General features: G+C 36.5%; 17 protein-coding genes. 10 read left to right on the top strand and 7 right to left on the bottom strand.

Translation table 11 applies throughout. From position 1 onward, the window contains the following. Nucleotides 1-4 precede the first annotated feature (4 nt). Complete coding sequence (locus tag CFE53_RS06140; protein ID WP_148120966.1) at nt 5-745, bottom strand: hypothetical protein; 741 nt, start codon at nt 743-745, stop codon at nt 5-7. A gap of 273 nt (nt 746-1,018) precedes the next feature. Between CFE53_RS06140 and CFE53_RS06135 the strand changes: the two genes are divergently transcribed. Next, on the top strand, nt 1,019-2,107 hold the full coding sequence (locus tag CFE53_RS06135) for a formate--phosphoribosylaminoimidazolecarboxamide ligase (RefSeq protein ID WP_148120965.1): 1,089 nt from the start codon (nt 1,019-1,021) through the stop codon (nt 2,105-2,107). Here the strand turns inward: CFE53_RS06135 and CFE53_RS06875 are convergent. Next, a complete protein-coding gene (locus tag CFE53_RS06875; protein WP_172456373.1) occupies nt 2,104-2,280 on the bottom strand; it encodes a hypothetical protein in 177 nt (58 codons plus the stop codon). The two genes, CFE53_RS06135 and CFE53_RS06875, sit on opposite strands and share 4 nt — an antisense overlap. Before the next feature lie 282 nt (nt 2,281-2,562). Continuing rightward, nucleotides 2,563-3,510, bottom strand: a complete 948-nt coding sequence (locus CFE53_RS06130; protein ID WP_172456372.1) for a tyrosine--tRNA ligase — start codon at nt 3,508-3,510, stop codon at nt 2,563-2,565. Nucleotides 3,511-3,713: 203 nt separating this feature from the next. On the opposite strand from CFE53_RS06130, the gene CFE53_RS06870 reads away from it, so the two are divergent. The 7 genes from CFE53_RS06870 (at nt 3,714) to fwdC (ending at nt 9,020) form a co-directional block, all read left to right on the top strand. Further along, entirely contained in the window at nt 3,714-3,887 is a 174-nt protein-coding gene (locus tag CFE53_RS06870) for a hypothetical protein (protein ID WP_172456371.1), read from the top strand. A 334-nt stretch (nt 3,888-4,221) separates the two neighbouring features. Beyond that, the gene (locus CFE53_RS06125; protein WP_148120964.1) at nt 4,222-4,689 is read left to right on the top strand and encodes a 4Fe-4S binding protein; all 468 of its coding nucleotides are present in this window, start codon (nt 4,222-4,224) and stop codon (nt 4,687-4,689) included. A gap of 1 nt (nt 4,690) precedes the next feature. Next, nucleotides 4,691-5,776, top strand: coding sequence for a tungsten-dependent formylmethanofuran dehydrogenase subunit FwdF (gene fwdF / locus CFE53_RS06120; RefSeq protein WP_148120963.1), 1,086 nt, complete (start codon nt 4,691-4,693; stop codon nt 5,774-5,776). A gap of 18 nt (nt 5,777-5,794) precedes the next feature. Then, a complete protein-coding gene (locus CFE53_RS06115) occupies nt 5,795-6,034 on the top strand; it encodes a 4Fe-4S binding protein (RefSeq protein WP_148120962.1) in 240 nt (79 codons plus the stop codon). A gap of 9 nt (nt 6,035-6,043) precedes the next feature. After that, the gene (gene fwdD / locus CFE53_RS06110) at nt 6,044-6,436 is read left to right on the top strand and encodes a tungsten-dependent formylmethanofuran dehydrogenase subunit FwdD (RefSeq protein ID WP_148120961.1); all 393 of its coding nucleotides are present in this window, start codon (nt 6,044-6,046) and stop codon (nt 6,434-6,436) included. Nucleotides 6,437-6,453: 17 nt separating this feature from the next. Beyond that, nucleotides 6,454-8,157, top strand: a complete 1,704-nt coding sequence (fwdA, locus tag CFE53_RS06105; RefSeq protein ID WP_148120960.1) for a tungsten-dependent formylmethanofuran dehydrogenase subunit FwdA — start codon at nt 6,454-6,456, stop codon at nt 8,155-8,157. Between the two features lie 47 nt (nt 8,158-8,204). Further along, complete coding sequence (gene fwdC / locus CFE53_RS06100; protein WP_371677973.1) at nt 8,205-9,020, top strand: tungsten-dependent formylmethanofuran dehydrogenase subunit FwdC; 816 nt, start codon at nt 8,205-8,207, stop codon at nt 9,018-9,020. A 595-nt stretch (nt 9,021-9,615) separates the two neighbouring features. Here the strand turns inward: fwdC and CFE53_RS06095 are convergent. From CFE53_RS06095 to gatB, 3 genes are all read right to left on the bottom strand, one after another. Next, entirely contained in the window at nt 9,616-10,269 is a 654-nt protein-coding gene (locus tag CFE53_RS06095) for a protein-L-isoaspartate O-methyltransferase (protein ID WP_172456370.1), read from the bottom strand. A gap of 4 nt (nt 10,270-10,273) precedes the next feature. Continuing rightward, nucleotides 10,274-11,500, bottom strand: coding sequence for an MFS transporter (locus CFE53_RS06090; protein ID WP_253254746.1), 1,227 nt, complete (start codon nt 11,498-11,500; stop codon nt 10,274-10,276). Nucleotides 11,501-12,432: 932 nt separating this feature from the next. Beyond that, nucleotides 12,433-13,848 carry an Asp-tRNA(Asn)/Glu-tRNA(Gln) amidotransferase subunit GatB gene (gatB, locus tag CFE53_RS06085; RefSeq protein WP_148120959.1) on the bottom strand — a complete coding sequence of 472 codons (1,416 nt, stop codon included), beginning with the start codon at nt 13,846-13,848 and terminating at the stop codon, nt 12,433-12,435. Between the two features lie 654 nt (nt 13,849-14,502). Here gatB and CFE53_RS06080 point away from each other — a divergent pair. Further along, the gene (locus CFE53_RS06080) at nt 14,503-14,895 is read left to right on the top strand and encodes a helix-turn-helix domain-containing protein (RefSeq protein WP_148120958.1); all 393 of its coding nucleotides are present in this window, start codon (nt 14,503-14,505) and stop codon (nt 14,893-14,895) included. A gap of 17 nt (nt 14,896-14,912) precedes the next feature. After that, a complete protein-coding gene (rnz, locus tag CFE53_RS06075) occupies nt 14,913-15,905 on the top strand; it encodes a ribonuclease Z (protein ID WP_148120957.1) in 993 nt (330 codons plus the stop codon). Here rnz and CFE53_RS06070 read toward each other — a convergent pair. Next, on the bottom strand, nt 15,879-16,985 hold the full coding sequence (locus tag CFE53_RS06070) for a DNA repair exonuclease (protein ID WP_148120956.1): 1,107 nt from the start codon (nt 16,983-16,985) through the stop codon (nt 15,879-15,881). The two genes, rnz and CFE53_RS06070, sit on opposite strands and share 27 nt — an antisense overlap. Nucleotides 16,986-17,006: the final 21 nt, after the last annotated feature.

Below are 17,006 nucleotides of genomic sequence, written 5' to 3'. Positions count from 1 at the left end.
CACCTTATGCTACACTTACAGACTCATTAACAATTTTCTCAAACTCCTTTAAGTAGGTATCCATCTTGTTGTTCAAATTATCTGCTATCTCTATAGCCCTGTCTATCTCTTCATACCTGTAAGTACTTAAAATTTCTTTTATTTCACAGATTCCACTATGGATCTCTCTAATAAGATTTATAACATCCAGTACAGTTATACCGCCACTTTCGTATAACTTTACCATCTTTTCAGATATATCTTCTAGTTTAGAAATAATCTTATCTAATTCTTCAATGATTCTATCTAATTTTTTGGCATTTTCCGTATTTTTATCTATAAGGACGTTGATCTTTTCTAATATCTGGTTTAACATTTCTTCTATCTTAGGATTACCCATTTCTCCTATAGCCTTTGGTAACTCTTCCAATTTTTTACTGATCTCCTCTAAATATTCTCTCTGATTAATTTTCGTTTCTTCTTTTTCAGGTTCTTCTTTTTTCTCTTCTTCTGTAGACTCTTTACGCTCATCCTCTAACTGGAGACCTATTACAGCCTTTTTTATCCTATTTTGTAAATTTTCCACTATTTTTTTTAGATTTTCAGATTTTTTAATCAATTCTTCTTCATCTAAATTGCTATCAACAGTATCAACATTTTCATCAGATTTTAAATCATTACTTAAATTTTTAGATTCCATAATATCTCCCCTTATTTTTTGGAGATGACGATGCATTCTAGATAATAAAGGATCTGAGGTACCCATCAACGCCCCCTATTTATATTTATAGTAAATTTATCAACGACACCATTAAATATTTTTTGTGTAGATAGTTGTTCATGTTTATTGAGAGATAGTTATGGAGTTTGGAATGCGATATACTAGTCCTAGTGCTAAAATAATAGATAATTTCTATTAAATTTCTAATTATAATAATATTAATAATATTATAAAAAATAAAAAGTATACTAAATCAGAAAAAATGACATCATCTTAGTGTTTCTGTAATAATGATTACTAAAGATCAAAGGTGAAAATATGGTAATCTCTAAAGAAGAGATATTAGAAATATTTGACAGGTACAACAAAGACGAGATTACTATAGCCACCCTGGGAAGCCACACCTCCCTCCATATACTCAAGGGTGCCAAGTTGGAGGGTTTCTCCACTGTTGTGATTACTACTAAGGACAGAGACGTTCCCTATAAGAGATTCAAGGTAGCAGATAGGTTTATATACGTAGATAAATTTTCGGATATCTCCAAGGAGGAGGTACAGGAGAAGTTAAGGGAGATGAATGCAATAGTAGTGCCCCATGGTTCCTTTATAGCCTACTGTGGATTGGATAATGTTGAAAATGACTTCCAGGTGCCTATCTTTGGAAATAGAAGGATACTTAGATGGGAATCTGAGAGGGATCTCGAGGGAAAACTTCTAAGGGAGAGTGGTTTAAGGGTTCCAAGGAAGTACAACAGTCCAGAAGAGATAGATACTCCTGTAATAGTTAAATTCCCAGGGGCAAGAGGAGGAAGGGGATACTTCATCTGTTCCTCAGAGGAGGAATTCTGGAAAAAGATAGACACACTAAAAGAAAAGGGAATAATCTCCCAGGAGGATGTGGAAAATGCCCATATAGAGGAGTACGTTGTTGGTACCAACTTCTGTCTCCACTACTTCTACTCCCCTCTTAAAGATACAGTGGAACTTATGGGTATAGATCGTAGGTATGAGAGTAATATAGATGGAATAGTTAGGATCCCTGCAAGGGATCAGTTGGAGTTAGATATAGAGCCCTCCTATGTAATCACAGGTAATATTCCTGTGGTTATCAGGGAGAGTCTCCTCCCCCAGGTATTCGAGATGGGGGATAAGTTGGTGGCAAAATCTAAGGAGATGGTGCCCCCTGGTATGATAGGTCCTTTCTGTCTCCAGACACTATGTAACGAAAACTTAGAGTTGATAGTATTTGAGATGAGTGCAAGGATAGACGGGGGAACAAACTCCTTTATGAATGGAAGTCCTTACTCCTTCCTCTACCATGGAGAGCCTCTAAGTATGGGCCAGAGGATTGCTAGGGAGATCAGATTGGCGTTGGAGATGGATATGGTAGATAGGGTGATATCTTAACTCCTTAATTTTTCCCTTAATTTATCGTTTTCCTCTTTTAACTTGTTGTATATTGTTTTATATGGTTCAGGGTTGTAATTGCACTCCTCGATATATTTTATTAATTCCTCGAAGTGCTCCTCTGTATGTTTTAAGATGTGGAGTAATTTTTTGATTTTTTTGTTCTCTTCCATAGATATCTCCTATTGAAGTTATTGTTTATTTTATATTTGGAGTAATAACTATTTAAAAATAATTATTGAGTAATAAGAATACTTTCTGACTGATCAGGTAATAATTAATATAACAAAAAATAAAATAATAAAAAAGAATATAAAAAAGAATGAGGACCTTCTCTTAAGAAATCTTAATCTGTTTTTTAGTGTTTAGAATATTCCAAAAGAAAAGACAGAGTTTTTATTTCCATTTATATATCTCTTTATTAATTATTATAATAAATTTGAATTTTTTATCATCTACCTTATTCTTTTCCTAATAGGTTCAAGTATCCTAATTATCTCCTCTGCAACAGTGTTCTTTAGATCCATCGGGTGGATCTCTTTCTCTCTATATAACCTTTCCAACGTCTCGTAGTTTTCAACGTAAATATCCCCTCCAAATTTCTCAGGCCTCTCTACAGTTAGTGGATATTCCAAGAAGTACCTCGCCATCTCCAGTACAGGATTCCCCTCTACAACCCCCATAGGACAGTAAGCCTTCCTTATCTTGGATCTGATAATATCTGGATCGTCATCTACCCCTATGAAGTTATCCTTAGAGGAGGACATCTTCCCCTTTCCATCTAAGCCTGTAAGTACAGGGTTGTGGATACATATTGGAGATTTCCAACCTATAGATGGCAGTATCTCCCTTGCCAACATGTGTATCTTCCTCTGTTCCATACCACCGACTGCCACATCTACCTCTAAGTGTTTTATATCGTTTACCTGCATCAATGGATATATTACCTCTGCAACCTTAGGATTCTCCTCCTCCCTTGCTATCAACTCCATACTCCTTCTTGCCCTCTTTAAGGTGGTCTTCAGTGCTATCCTATGAACGTCTAATACGTAATCTTTTTCTAACTGGAACTCACTGCCGTAGATGTACTTTGCAGATAACCCCATAGCCTTGAATACTTTTTTGTTTTCCTCTGCCAACTGGTGTATCTCCTCCATACTACCCTTCTGATTAAGATAGGCATGGAGATCTGCCAGTAAGATCACTATCTCAAAACCTGCCTCCTGAAGGTCTATCATCTTTTTAATCTGTAGGTAGTGTCCTAAGTGTATCCTTCCACTGGGCTCAAACCCTATATAGGCTTTTTTATCTTCTTTCTCTAGAATCTCTTTTAACTCCTCGATGGTTACTATCTCTACAGTGTTTTTTACTATTTTTTCTATGATATTCTCTACATCTACCATATAACTCCCTCATTTATTTTTAATATTTAATATCACACCTTTTTATTATTTTTTAATTTTATAATTTTTATCATTATTTTTAATTACAAAAAAAGATTTGTCATTATTTTTAATGAGCAAAAAGGCATATATATGAGTTTTTTCACTTTTATAATCGAAGATAAAAGTTTTACTATCAAAAGAAAAATTAAGAGGGTGATACTATGAATATAAAATTAGACGTTATAACCTTTAAAGATGATGAAAAAATTAAGGAAATCGATGAATTCTCAAAGGATCTAAAAAGACCCTACAGGATGGATAACAGGATAAAGGTGTTGGCATATATATTTAGTATATTGGTTGTAGTATCGACGTTGTTTAGTGTACTATATTAAGGTTATAGAAAATGCAGACAAGAGTAAAATAGAAAATATATGAAGAGTAAAGAGTAGAATGGAAGTATAGTGTTGGGCTCTTTTTAGTAAAAGAATGGGAATAACTTAGAGATCTATAATGAATAATCGTGATGGTTTTAGGTGGTTAACAAATGGTAATTTACAAACAACTCACAGTTATATCAGTTTATCCAAATATATAAATGTTTAAGATGTTAGTATTACTAACTTAGATATATATAATTTACTATCCACTGATAGAAAAAAATTATATAAAATATTAAAAAGAATGTTAGTTACACTAACATTTTGAATTGACGTTAGTGAATTCACCATGCCAGAGCATATCCTATCGGGGATCAAAGCTATAGTAAGTATGAAACTTAGAAGGGAGGGGAAATTACAGAAGGAGATAGCAGAGTATTTAAATACAAATAGAACTGAGATCTCCCACTATCTACAGGGAAGACATCCATCGAAGAGGGTATTAAAGGTGTCTGAGGAGATCCTAAGACTGCCTCCTCAGTATGCAGTGAGGGTCATAAACGCTCTCAGTGAGGATAAGGAGATCACATCGAAGATTATCAAAGTGTTGTACAATGCCAAGGTAGAGATAGAGGTGGATAAGTGTATCTTCTGTGGAGAGTGTTTAGAGTGTCCCTACAAAGCCATAAAAATGGATAGCAGTGATACGATTGTTGTAAATAATAACAGATGTAAAATATGTGGAAGATGTGTATCTCTATGCCCAACAGGTGCTTTGAAATTGGTATTTCTAAATAACAATAAAATGGAGGAATAAAATGGCATTGGTAAAGAAGAAAGTTATTGATGTAAAAAAGGAGAAATTAGGTAAAGATTTTAAAATAATAAGGGAAGGATCTGTTGAAAAGAGAGTACTCTATTGGAGCGATGATTACTGTGTTGGTTGTGGTATCTGTGAGGATATCTGTCCAGTTGGAGCCATAGAGATGGGTCCCTTAGGTGCCATCTTCAAGGGGGTTGTAGACGCTCCAAAGTTGGATGTGGATAGTTCAAAGTGTGTACTCTGTGGTATGTGTGCCTCTGTATGTCCCTTTAACGCAATGGACTTAGAGATAAACGGCACCTCCATAAAGAAACTCCCACAGTTCCCAAAGATCAGAAAGGATATTACTGTAGATCAGGATGTATGTGTTCTATGTAAGCAGTGTGAGGTGGTATGTCCTCAAACTGCCATACATGTTAAAAGAGAGGTCCCTGAGAGGAAAACCTTAGTCCTAGGGGAGATATACATCAATAAAGATCTCTGTGTATTCTGTGGAATATGTGCAGATTACTGTCCTGCAGATGCTATAACATTGGTGCCTAACGAAGAAACTCCATTAAGTTTGAACCCTTACAAGGATATCGTTGTAGATACTGATGCATGTGTCTACTGTAAGGTATGTGAAAAGGCATGTCCTCATGGAGCCATAGAGGTAGTATGTTATAAGTGTCCCTTTGTAAAGAGGATAAAGACACCTGAAATACATAAGGAGATAAAGGGGAAAGTTGTTGTAGATAAAGACACCTGTGTCTCCTGTAGTTGGTGTGAAAGGGTATGTCCAGTAGATGCTATAAAGGTGGAGAAGCCATTTGAAGGAGAGTTAATTATAAAGGAGGAACTGTGTAGTGGTTGTGGTGCATGTGTTGCCATATGTCCCTGTAATGCATTGACATTCCCAAAACCAAAGGAACAGGGAGAGAAGGTCCCAAGGTTAGTTGTAAATCAGGACGTATGTATCCTCTGTGGTGCATGTACAAAGGCATGTCCTGCAGGTGCATTGGAAGTTAAGAGATCTAAAAGAAACATGACAGATACCAAGATCCTTGCATGGAAGAAGGCTTTTGATAAGTTGTTAAATTAAAAAATTACAGGTGATCCCATGTATAAGTTAGAGGTATATCAGGAGAAGTGTCATGGATGTGGAAACTGTGTTATAGTATGTCCTGTGAATGCTAGAGATCCCAACGTATTTGGAGGAAAAGGACCAGAAGATGACAGTAAAGTTGTAATGAGGATTATAAATGGAGTTGTTACCGTCATCAACGGGGATCTATGTAGAGGATGTGGGGCATGTGTTGAAGCATGTCCTGTAGATGCTATAAAACTCATAGTAGAGTAAGGTGATAGGATGAAGTTTATACTTAATACGGCCAGGACTATCTGGCAGGGAGAGGCTATTGAAGCAGGAAAAAATCTTGAGATGTATAGAAAGGCAGCAGCAGTTTGCTATATAAATAAAGAGGATATGGAGAAGTTAGGTATAAAGGATGGAGATACTGTAAAGGTAATATCAGAGTATGGAGACGTTGTTGTCTATGCAAAGGAGGCAAATGAACCTATGCCTGAAGGTATGGTTTTCATACCTATGGGCCCCTGGGCAAATTGGGTAGTTTCACCTGAAACTGACAGTACTGGAATGCCCTCCTATAAAGATGTGCCTGTTGAAATAGTAAAGGCTGAGGGGGAGAAGGTTCTTTCAATGGCCGAACTGATGAGAAAAAAGTACATAGAAAGGGATTAATCCTTGAGGTGATTTAGATGGAATACATTATAAAAAACGGGATTGTATTCGATCCCCTAAATAAAGTTGATGGAGAACAGATGGATATCTGTATAAAGGATGGAGTAATTGTAGAGTCTGTTTCTGAGGACGCCAAGGTAATAGACGCCAGTGGATGTGTAGTAATGCCTGGAGGTATAGATTCCCATACCCATATTGCAGGACCTAAGGTAAACACTGGAAGGTTGATGAGACCAGAGGACAGTTATAAGGATCTTTACTTGAAGAGGGGATTAAAACCAGGTACTGGATTCTCCATCCCTACAACTTATAAAACAGGGTACGAGTACTGTGAGATGGGGTACACTACTGCAATAGAGGCAGCTATGCCACCACTGAAGGCAAAGCACGTCCACGATGAATTTGTAGATACCCCCCAGATAGACAAAGGGGCGTTAACACTATTTGGTAACAACTGGATGGTTATGAGGTATCTTAAGGAGAAGGACTATGAACTATGTGCAGCCTATGTAGCCTGGGTTTTAAAGACTGTAAGGGGGTTTGCCATAAAGATTGTAAACCCAGGTGGAACTGAAGCCTGGGGATGGGGAAGGAACGTCCATGGTCTCGACGATCCTACACCGTACTTCGGTATAACTGGAAGGGAGATAGTAAGGGGGTTAGGGATAGTAAACGAGATGTTAGGGCTACCTCACTCCATCCACGTCCATCCAAACGACTTAGGACATCCTGGGAACTGGAAAACAACTATAGAAACCATGGACTGTGTTAAGGATATAGAACCTAAACCTAAGTATGGAGAGAGGGAGACTACATACTACAACGCCCACGTCCAATTCCACTCCTACGGAGGAACATCCTGGAAGGACTTCGTAAGTAAGGGGGTTGAAATTGCAGAGTATGTCAACAAGGTAGATCATGTAGTTGTAGATGTAGGTCAGATCACCTTAGATGAGACGACAACCATGACTGCGGACGGACCTATGGAGTACGACCTCCATATGTCAACAGGTAACAAGTGGGCAAACTGTGATGTTGAATTGGAGACAGGATCTGGAGTTGTACCATTCTACTACTCTCCAAAGGGACCTGTATACTCTGTACAGTGGGCAATTGGTTTAGATATATTCCTCAACACAGATCCAAGTAAGGTATTACTGGCTACAGACCATCCAAATGGGGGGCCATTTACAAGGTTCTCAAGGATAATAGCCTGGCTGATGAGTAAGAAGTACAGGGACTACTGGTTAAATGAGAAGGTCCATAAGTGGGCGAGAACTAGATCCTCAGTTGGAGACAACGATAAGGAATACACCATGTACGAGATTGCACAGATAACCAGGGCAAATCAGGCAAAGGTATTGGGGCTTAGTTTAGAGAGGGGACACTTAGGAGTTGGAGCCATAGCAGATATTGCCATCTATGACATAGGACCTGAGGAGAAGGATCCAAAGGTTATAGAGAGGGCATTTAGATACGCTAAATACACCTTCAAGAATGGAGAGATAGTTGTTAAGGATGGAAATATAGTTAAGGAGGTATTTGGAGATACCCTATACGTAGATGTGAAAATAGATGAAACCTTAGAGAAGGAGTTGATGAAGGACTTAGAGGAGGTATTTAAGAAGGACTACACAGTACAGATGGAGAACTACAAAGTTCCAGAGTATTTGGCAAACAACTGGAAGGTTATCCAGATAGACAACTCCGAAATTAGTTAATTAATTATTTTTATATTTATATTAATTAAGTATAATAGGTGAGAATAATGGAGATTATACTTACACTTAGGGAGGATATTACAGTCCCAGTAGAGTTAGATGCACTACTCCCTGAAAAGATGCAGGATATGGACGTAGAGGAGATTAAGAATATAGAAGTGCCTCAGGGAAGGACAACTGTAAAGGTAGGAGAAATATTCGACGTTAAGGTAATAGAGAGCGATATACCAAAGATGACAATAAAGAACTCCTCCATTAAGTTAAAGAGAGTTGGAGAGGGTATGACTACCGGGGAGATCGTCATAGAAGGAGATGTAGGTATGCACGTTGGTGCGGAGATGAAAGGGGGCAGGATAGTTGTAAATGGAAATGCAGATAACTGGGCAGGACAGGGGATGAAAGGGGGAGAGTTGATAATAAAGGGTAATGCAGGGAATTATATAGGTTCTGCCTATAGAGGTGGATATAAGGGAATGTCTGGAGGTCTTATAGTGGTAGAGGGAAACGCCGGCCATGAGATAGGAGAGCATATAGTGGGAGGTATGATACATATAAAGGGAAATGTTGGGTACTTTGTAGGCATCCATGCAAAGGGAGGGATCATTAGGATAGATGGAGACGTCCCTGGTAGGTTAGGTGCCGAAATGATAAAAGGGGCCATAGTTGTAAATGGTAAGGTTTCTGAGGTACTGCCATCCTTTAAATACGAGGGCATAGTTGAGAATCCAGTTATTAAGATAAAGAAGAAGGATGAAGGCACTAAGATAGAGGGGGTTTATCACCTATTTACAGGGGATTACGTAAATAACAAACCTAAGGGACAGCTGTACATATCTGTAGCTAGTAATCCTCATTTAGGATAAAGATTTTTCTCTATTTTTTAAAGAATAATTAATTTAGTTTCTATCAAAGTGGTAATTAAAAAAAAATAATTAATAAAATAATAATAAAAATTATTAAAAATAAAAGAATAAAAAACTAAAAAGGGCAATATAGGATATCTCATCTTTTTTATAATAAATTAATAATTACTATAAATAAGGAAATCTCATCTGTTTCTCCAGTGTCTAGTGTAGTTTAGGAGAATGAGAACTTATTTTACTTTTTTCTTACTATTATTTAGAATATCTCATCTATCTCAATATAGTGTTCAGAAGTTGATTTAATTTATTATTACCCCAGTTCCCATCAAGATTGTGATTAAAAAATATAATAATAATTATTATAATAATAAAAGTTTTAAGAGGAATAAAATGAATAAAATTCTGATAGAGGTATAAAAGTAAAATAATTTTTTCTTCCTATATTGGACATTGGATAAACAAGCAAGGTTCCTTTTTAATTTTCTTTTTTAGTCATTATAATTTTTCATTTTTTAATTATCAACTTTGATGGGAACTAGGGTTTTATTATTATTTTTTTAACATTATTTTTATTATTCTTCTTCTAATCACTATTTTAATACTCCCTCCATCCTTCCTCTCCAATAAGCGGGACAAATGCAACCTCACATAACTTTTTTTCAAATATTTTACCTCCTCTTTTTTCCAGGAGTATTAACTCCTGAACTCCTCTACTACCTACCGGTGCCACCAACTTTCCTCCATCCTTCAACTGATCAATTAAAGGCTTAGGTATCTTCGGTCCCCCTGCAGTGATATAAATCCTATCGTAGGGAGCGAGAGGTGGATATCCCAAGGTACCATCTCCACATACAACTATCACGTTGTCATAACCTAACCTCTTAAGTACCCTCTTAGCCCTCTCTGCCAACTCTGGAATCCTCTCTATGGTTACCACCAACCCATCCTTTCCAACGATCTCAGACACTACAGCAGCATGGTATCCTGAACCTGTGCCCACCTCTAAAACCTTCTGTCCCTCCTTTAGATCTAATGCCTCACACATCATACCTACCATGTGTATAGCAGATATAGTCTGGCCGTATCCAATACTTAGAGGAGTATCCACATAGGCGTATTCCTTCAACTCCTCCGGTAGGAACTCCTCCCTTGGAACCTTTAAGAGGGCCTGGATAACTTTCTCACTCTTTATGTATCCCTCCCTTTTCAACCTCTCCACTATTGGAATCATCTCCTCTATGATCTTCATATTTTCACTCTCCTCTAATGTAAAAGTAAGCGAACACACCTACAACAGTTAAAATAATGGAGGATATCTTATACATATTTGATAATCCAAAGAGATCTGCAAGGTATCCCAACACTACAGCACCTAAGAACATTCCAATATTTAAACTTGTGCTAAAGAGCCCCATGGCCATTCCCTTATCCTCCATACTTACCCCTTTCATGGCTAAGGAATTTACAGCGGGAAGGTACATGGCTCCACCGATTGCCACCAGTTCTAAGGCGGAAAATATCTTGAGAATCGGGGAAAGGGTTGTGAAAAATGAGGAAAATATGGAAAGTAGATAGAACCCTAAAGCACTTAGGAGAAGTCCTCCACACACCAGTAAAGTACCATATGTACCTCCCCTATCGTATATCTCCCCAAACTTCCTCTGGAGAGCGCCCATAGTTAAGTTTGTAGAGGCTATTAAGATCCCAACCTGATCCAACCCTATATAATCACTAGCATATACTGCCAAATAAGCTATAATACCTGTATTTACAATGTAGTATATCAGATTTATAATATAGGCAGAGAAAAAACACCTATCCCTTAAAAACTTCGTAGAAAAAAATCCTCTTTTAACAGAACCCTCGTATTTTACAATGAGTTTTGAGACGTATGTAAAACTTCCATCTCTATTTATCTTTATATTTTTCAACTTAAAGAGGCATACAAGGAAAGATACAAAACTTAAAGCACCACAGAAGTAGAAAGGTGCCTCTATTCCATACCACTTTGCAATTACACCCCCTATGAGAGGTCCCAGAGAGAAACCTAAAGGTAGTGCAGAGTTAAACAATCCCATATACTCTCCAAGTTTACCCTTAGGTGCAACTGTGGCAACGTAGGCTCCAGCCACTGGATTTATAAAGGATGAGGAAATACCGTTGAGTATCCTTAACACCATTAGATGTACCACAGAATTTGCAAAGGGATAGAGTATAGTAAAGAAACCATAGAAGAAGGTACCTATCAAGAGAAATATCTTCTTACCGTACTTATCTGAGAGGTATCCTACAGGTATCTGTGCAATAGTCCTTGCAAGGGCAAATGAACCAAAGATGATGCCGATCTCGAAGTTTGATGCCCCAAGTAGTTGGGCGTACTTTGACATCAGTGGTGCAATTAAACCTATCCCGATCATGGTTATAAAGGATACTAACCACAGTATAATTACAGTCTCCTTGGGATTGTACTCTTTCTTCAAATTATTCACCGTTCTAAGTGAAAATTAATATTTTATAAATCCTAATATCTCTATCAAAGAAGATAATAATAATTGTAATAATTACTGTAAAAATAAAAATATTAAAAAAGAGATAGTTATTGAAAAATCAGATAGAATTCTATAGGGATGGAGTGAATTCTTCCTTTTTTACTTTTCCACCTGTTATAACCCTTTATTAGGTTAATAGTTTAATATTTTTTTATTTTTTTAATTTAATTATTCTTTTTAATTTAATAATTATTATAAATTTATAAATTTATTTAAAAAACTTTAGTTCCCACTAAGTAGTGATTAAAGATAATAAAAAGATAATATTATAATTAAAAATCATGATGAAAATAATCAATATAAAAACCTTAATTTCCATCAAAGTAATAATTTGAATAATAAAAAATAAGAATAATAAAAAAAAGACTGGAAAAATATTGAAATATGATACCTTATAATAAAATATTATTATAAAATATATAATAGCAACCTGTGAGGAAGGACCTGCTCCACTTCTATAGTATCTTAGAGCGTCCCAGGAAATTATCTTTTATTTTGATTTTAATACCTTCTTTTTATACTTTTATTTTTTTATGATTATAGTTATTTTTATTAGAATTTTTAATGAGAATTAGGGTTCAATATAAAAACTATTAGATATCCTTAGGATCTTTTTGATCACTTAGGTAAGATAGGAGATCTTATTCTGATATCCGCTATATATTAGGAAGGTATCCAGAGGATCATTCTTCTTCAATCTTCTTTTTAAAATTTTGTATCTAGGATGATAAGAGTTTTCTGTTTTTTAAATATTATTCTTTATTTTTTATTTTTATTAATCTATTATTTTTTATAATTATCCTTATTATTCTTTAAACTATCCTTTTGATGGGAAGTAGGGTTTATTTAAAAAATAAAGAGTCTTAAGTCATAGCATCCAACTTCTCCTTCAGTATCTTAACAACCTTCTTAGGTTCTGCCCTTCCCCTTGTTAATTTCATCACCTGGCCCATGAGGAAGTGAAGTGCCTCTTTGTTTCCATCTAAGTAATCCTTAACAGCCTTGGGATTGTTTTTGATCGCCTCCTCACAGGCATTTACAAGTACATCGTCCTCGGTAATTACAGTTAATCCCATCTCCTCTACGATCTCCCTTGGAGACTTCTTCCCCCTATGTTCCACCATTATCTCGATAACCTTTTTACCGATCTTCTGACTTATTGTATTGTCAATGATAAGTCTTATAAGTTCCGTCAGATGTTCAGGTTTTAGATTACTTTCTAAGAAGTCTATCTTGTTGTAGGCCAAAACTCTCTTTAACTCGTTTCTTATCCAGGTTACTGCAAGGTTTACATTTCTCTCATTCAATCCTAAATCATGAACAACCTTCTCAAAAACTTCTGCAAGGGCTAAATCAGAGACTAAAACCTTAGCATCCTCCTCCTTTAATCCATACTCCCTTATAAACCTCTTCTCCTTCTCAAGAGGCGTCTCTGGCATCTGGGATTCTACCTCTTTAACCCATCCCTCGTCTATTACAACAGGTTGGATGTCTGGATCTGGTATATACCTGTAGTCCTCTGCAGTTTCCTTTGTTCTCATAGATCTCGTGATCATCTGGGATTCCATAAACGCCCTCGTCTCCCTCTTAACCTCTCCCCCTCTCTTCAGAATATTTTTCTGCCTTATGAACTCGTACTTTAGAACCTTGTAAACCCCCTTGATAGAGTTGATATTCTTAACTTCAACCCTGTTCCCTTGAATACCCTTGTAATTAACAGAGATATTCACATCTGCCCTCATGGTACCTTCTCCCCTGAGGTGCCCGATGTATCTAAACAACCTCATCAACTGTTTTAGAAACTCTCTAGCCTCCTCGGGAGATCTTATATCTGGTTCAGTGACGATCTCAATTAACGGGATTCCACTTCTGTTGAAATCTACGAGACCTAAATCAGGTTTGTACTGCCCAGGATCCTCCTCCAAGTGTACCTCTGCTATTCCAACATTTAAGAACCTCCCATTTACACCGATTGGGACAGTTGTCCTCTGATATCCACTTGGTAGATCTGGGTAGTCGTAGTGTTTCCTCTGGAAGTAGATGTCCTTATTGAGTACTATCTCACAGTTTAGCATCTTTGCTACCATGATGGCGATGTCTATAGCCTTTTTATTTGGAGGCATAGGTCTTGCCCCAGGAAGTCCATAACATACAGGACATACGTTAGTATTTGGAGGCACCTCGTTGTAGTTAGTTGGACACCTACAAAACAGTTTGGATCTAGTCTCCACCTGAACGTGTATCTCTAAACCACACTTCATAGTAGTTTCTTCATCCATAAATAATCACCTTTTGTATTTTTTGAAAAAGTTGTACACTTATTTTACTTAGATATATAACATTTTTGTAATTAATAATAATAAAGCAAAAATCTATATTTTCTCTCCTACAGGAAATTTCAGATACTTACTGTCTTATTAAACAAGATTCTACTTATATTTCAGTACTATTATTTCATAGAGATTAAGAAGACTTCTTTCTTTTTATTTTTGATGATAATTTTTATATTATTTAATTTATTTTTATAAGTATACTCTGTATTATTGGAACTTTTAATAGTCTTGTCTAGTATGAACAGTTTGTTTATTATAACAGATTATTATTCACCTCGATGTAAAATCAGAAAATGAGAGTCTTCTAAAAATACTCTTTTTTAATCATGATCCTGAAGTTTATCTTTTCTAATGCTCAAAATATCCTAGGACTGTAGTATAAAGTATAGATTTACCAATAGGAATTTCTTCATATTAGAAAAATGGATAAATTAAATATAGATAAATTATCGATATTATTAAATATATTTATATTACTTTAGCCCATAATTGTTATTTTTAGAATTATACCAATAAAGAGGTTTATTCTTATTTTGGGAACAAAAGTGAATACTTAATGTATTTATATTATTACATCACAAAAATTATAGTGGTGATTTAATGAAAAAACCTATCTCCAAATCACCTACTCTATCCTTAGAAAATATAATGTGTTGTATATTTGACATAAAACCCTTGGATGTTGCGGTGTATCTTACACTCTTAAAGAATGGGCCTTCCAAAGTGAGTACTATTGCAGAGTTGTTAAATAGGGACAGGAGTACAATCCAGAGATCTATGCAGAATCTAATAAGGGCAGGTCTTGTAAGGAGGAAGCAGATAAATCTTAGAAAGGGAGGTTATTTCTATAGATACGAGGCAATTCCTTTCAGTGAGGTGAGGTCCAAAGTATTAGAAACTATAGAGAAGTGGCGTGATGAGGTTAGAAAGTGGATAGATGATATCGACAATAGGGATTTGGAGGAGTATATAGAAGAATATATTAAAAAATAAAGGATAAAGGAGATACTATGAAAATAGTATTCTTAGGAACAGGTTCTTCTATACCTACAAAGAAGAGAAACCAGCCCTCAATAGCACTTAAATACAACGGAGATGTGCTCCTCTTCGACTGTGGAGAGGGCACTCAGAGACAGATGGTTCATACAGATGTCTCCCCTATGAAGATAAAACATATATTCATCTCACACCTCCATGGGGACCACATACTGGGGATATCAGGTCTCCTGCAATCTATGGGACTAGGTAAGAGGAAAACCCCTATCCATATATATGGACCTCCTGAAACTGAGGAAGTAATGAGATGTATGATGAAGTTAGGTTTCCATACAACCTTTGATATACATATTCATGAGATCCCTACTGATAGCCCTCAGTGTGTCATAGATGGGGAAAAGTATCAGGTATACTCCTATCCCATGAGACACTCAGTACCTACATTAGGTTATATATTCAAAGAGAAGAAAAAACCACAGTTGGACATAAAGAGGGCTATTGAGTTGGGAGTGAAGATGGGGCCAGACCTGAGGAGGTTGAAGGAGGGTTATCCAGTGATATCCAAGGATGGGAAAAAGATATATCCTGAAGATGTCCTCCTTCCACCAAAGAGAGGAATATCTGTGGCATACAGTGGAGATACTCTGCCAGTCAAGGGCTTTGGAGAGTTTATAAGGTCTTTAGACTGCAGAATACTGATCCACGAGGCTACATTTGACAGTACTAAAGAGGACCATGCCATTGAAACTATGCACTCTACAGTAGAGGACGCCATAAATATAGGTAGTATTGCAAAGGTGGAAAAACTTATACTAACTCACCTCTCTGCAAGATATGACGAGGAGACAGAGAACTATCTAAGGGAGGTTGAGACATTTAGAGAAGAGAAAGGTGTAGATACCATAGTGGCAGAGGATCTTATGGAGTATCCACTTATCTCTAAAGGAGAGGAAAATATAGGAGTTAGCGTTGCCTATCATTTAAAAGCATCTAAAGTAATCCTCTAAGTACTTGTATAGATCTCTTCCTCTTATCACTTCGTCGTATATTCCATATACAAAATTTACATCGTAATTCCTACTCTTCAAAAATTCCCTAAATACTTCCTCAATGTCCATATGGGCAATGTCCAATATCTCCTCCTCAGATATTCCATCTAAGTATGTTATCCTATTGTAGAGAGTTTTTTTACTTTTCAGTGCCCTTTCCAACCTCTCAGATAGATCCCTAAGAACGGAGCAGATAACTACAGGTTCGTTCTTAGATTTTAACTTTTCAAGGAATCTCTTAAAAGACTCTTCATCTGTTATGCCCTTCTCCACTACAAAATCCCTACATTTTATATCTATCCTATCTACATCACAGTCCTCTCTACTGATATCTACTAGGTAGAACCCCTTTCCATTTTTCTCGTAATCCTCGTATTCGTCGTAAGTATATATCTCTGTGGAGCCACTGTAGGCTAGGATTCCATCCCCCACATTTCTCAATATCCTCTGGTGGATATGCCCTCCAGCGTAATATTTAAATCCCTGGGGAAGATCATCCAACTGTATTTCATAGGTTGGAAGATTAGAATAGGAGTATAGACTTTGATGGAAAAGGAGTATCCTGTCTTTGTAGTTCTTGGAGTCCACCTCTATCATCTTGTAGGTTTCATGAAGAGTGGATACATTACTTCTCGAAGTGAAATCATTGCCTCCTATAAATACCTCCCTACCCTCTTTTTCAAATATATGACACTTCTTTCGAAAGAATGTCTTAAAACGATCACCTAAAACTTTTTTGAGTATTGTAAAGGGAGATTTCTTGAAATCCCTCCTAGGTTTGTCATGGTTTCCATGGATTATATAGATAGGTATGTTATGTTCCATTAATTTCTTAAAACCTTCTATCGCTGTATAGAGGGCATTAACTGAAGGCTCAGGGTGTTCAAATAGATCTCCACTGTGTACAACAAAGTCTGGCTTTATCTCAATTATCTTATCGATGCACTCCTTAAATGCTCTGTATATATCTTTTTCTCTTTCGTCTAAGTTGTACTGTCTATACCCAAGGTGGTTGTCTGCTATGTGGACAAACTGCAAGGTATCACCTATCATTATTAA

The organism is Methanofervidicoccus sp. A16, assembly GCF_003351865.1.
Classification (GTDB): domain Archaea; phylum AGJL01; class Methanococci; order Methanococcales; family Methanococcaceae; genus Methanofervidicoccus.
Note: the sequence above shows the minus strand (reverse complement) of the source record. Positions and strands in the feature narration are given on the sequence as shown.

Coding starts and splice junctions, on each gene's coding strand:
- CFE53_RS06140 (WP_148120966.1), bottom strand. CDS start 745: ATGGGTACCTCAGATCCTTTATTATCTAGAATGCATCGTCATCTCCAA.
- CFE53_RS06135 (WP_148120965.1), top strand. CDS start 1,019: ATGGTAATCTCTAAAGAAGAGATATTAGAAATATTTGACAGGTACAAC.
- CFE53_RS06875 (WP_172456373.1), bottom strand. CDS start 2,280: ATGGAAGAGAACAAAAAAATCAAAAAATTACTCCACATCTTAAAACAT.
- CFE53_RS06130 (WP_172456372.1), bottom strand. CDS start 3,510: ATGGTAGATGTAGAGAATATCATAGAAAAAATAGTAAAAAACACTGTA.
- CFE53_RS06870 (WP_172456371.1), top strand. CDS start 3,714: ATGAATATAAAATTAGACGTTATAACCTTTAAAGATGATGAAAAAATT.
- CFE53_RS06125 (WP_148120964.1), top strand. CDS start 4,222: ATGCCAGAGCATATCCTATCGGGGATCAAAGCTATAGTAAGTATGAAA.
- fwdF (WP_148120963.1), top strand. CDS start 4,691: ATGGCATTGGTAAAGAAGAAAGTTATTGATGTAAAAAAGGAGAAATTA.
- CFE53_RS06115 (WP_148120962.1), top strand. CDS start 5,795: ATGTATAAGTTAGAGGTATATCAGGAGAAGTGTCATGGATGTGGAAAC.
- fwdD (WP_148120961.1), top strand. CDS start 6,044: ATGAAGTTTATACTTAATACGGCCAGGACTATCTGGCAGGGAGAGGCT.
- fwdA (WP_148120960.1), top strand. CDS start 6,454: ATGGAATACATTATAAAAAACGGGATTGTATTCGATCCCCTAAATAAA.
- fwdC (WP_371677973.1), top strand. CDS start 8,205: ATGGAGATTATACTTACACTTAGGGAGGATATTACAGTCCCAGTAGAG.
- CFE53_RS06095 (WP_172456370.1), bottom strand. CDS start 10,269: ATGAAGATCATAGAGGAGATGATTCCAATAGTGGAGAGGTTGAAAAGG.
- gatB (WP_148120959.1), bottom strand. CDS start 13,848: ATGGATGAAGAAACTACTATGAAGTGTGGTTTAGAGATACACGTTCAG.
- CFE53_RS06080 (WP_148120958.1), top strand. CDS start 14,503: ATGAAAAAACCTATCTCCAAATCACCTACTCTATCCTTAGAAAATATA.
- rnz (WP_148120957.1), top strand. CDS start 14,913: ATGAAAATAGTATTCTTAGGAACAGGTTCTTCTATACCTACAAAGAAG.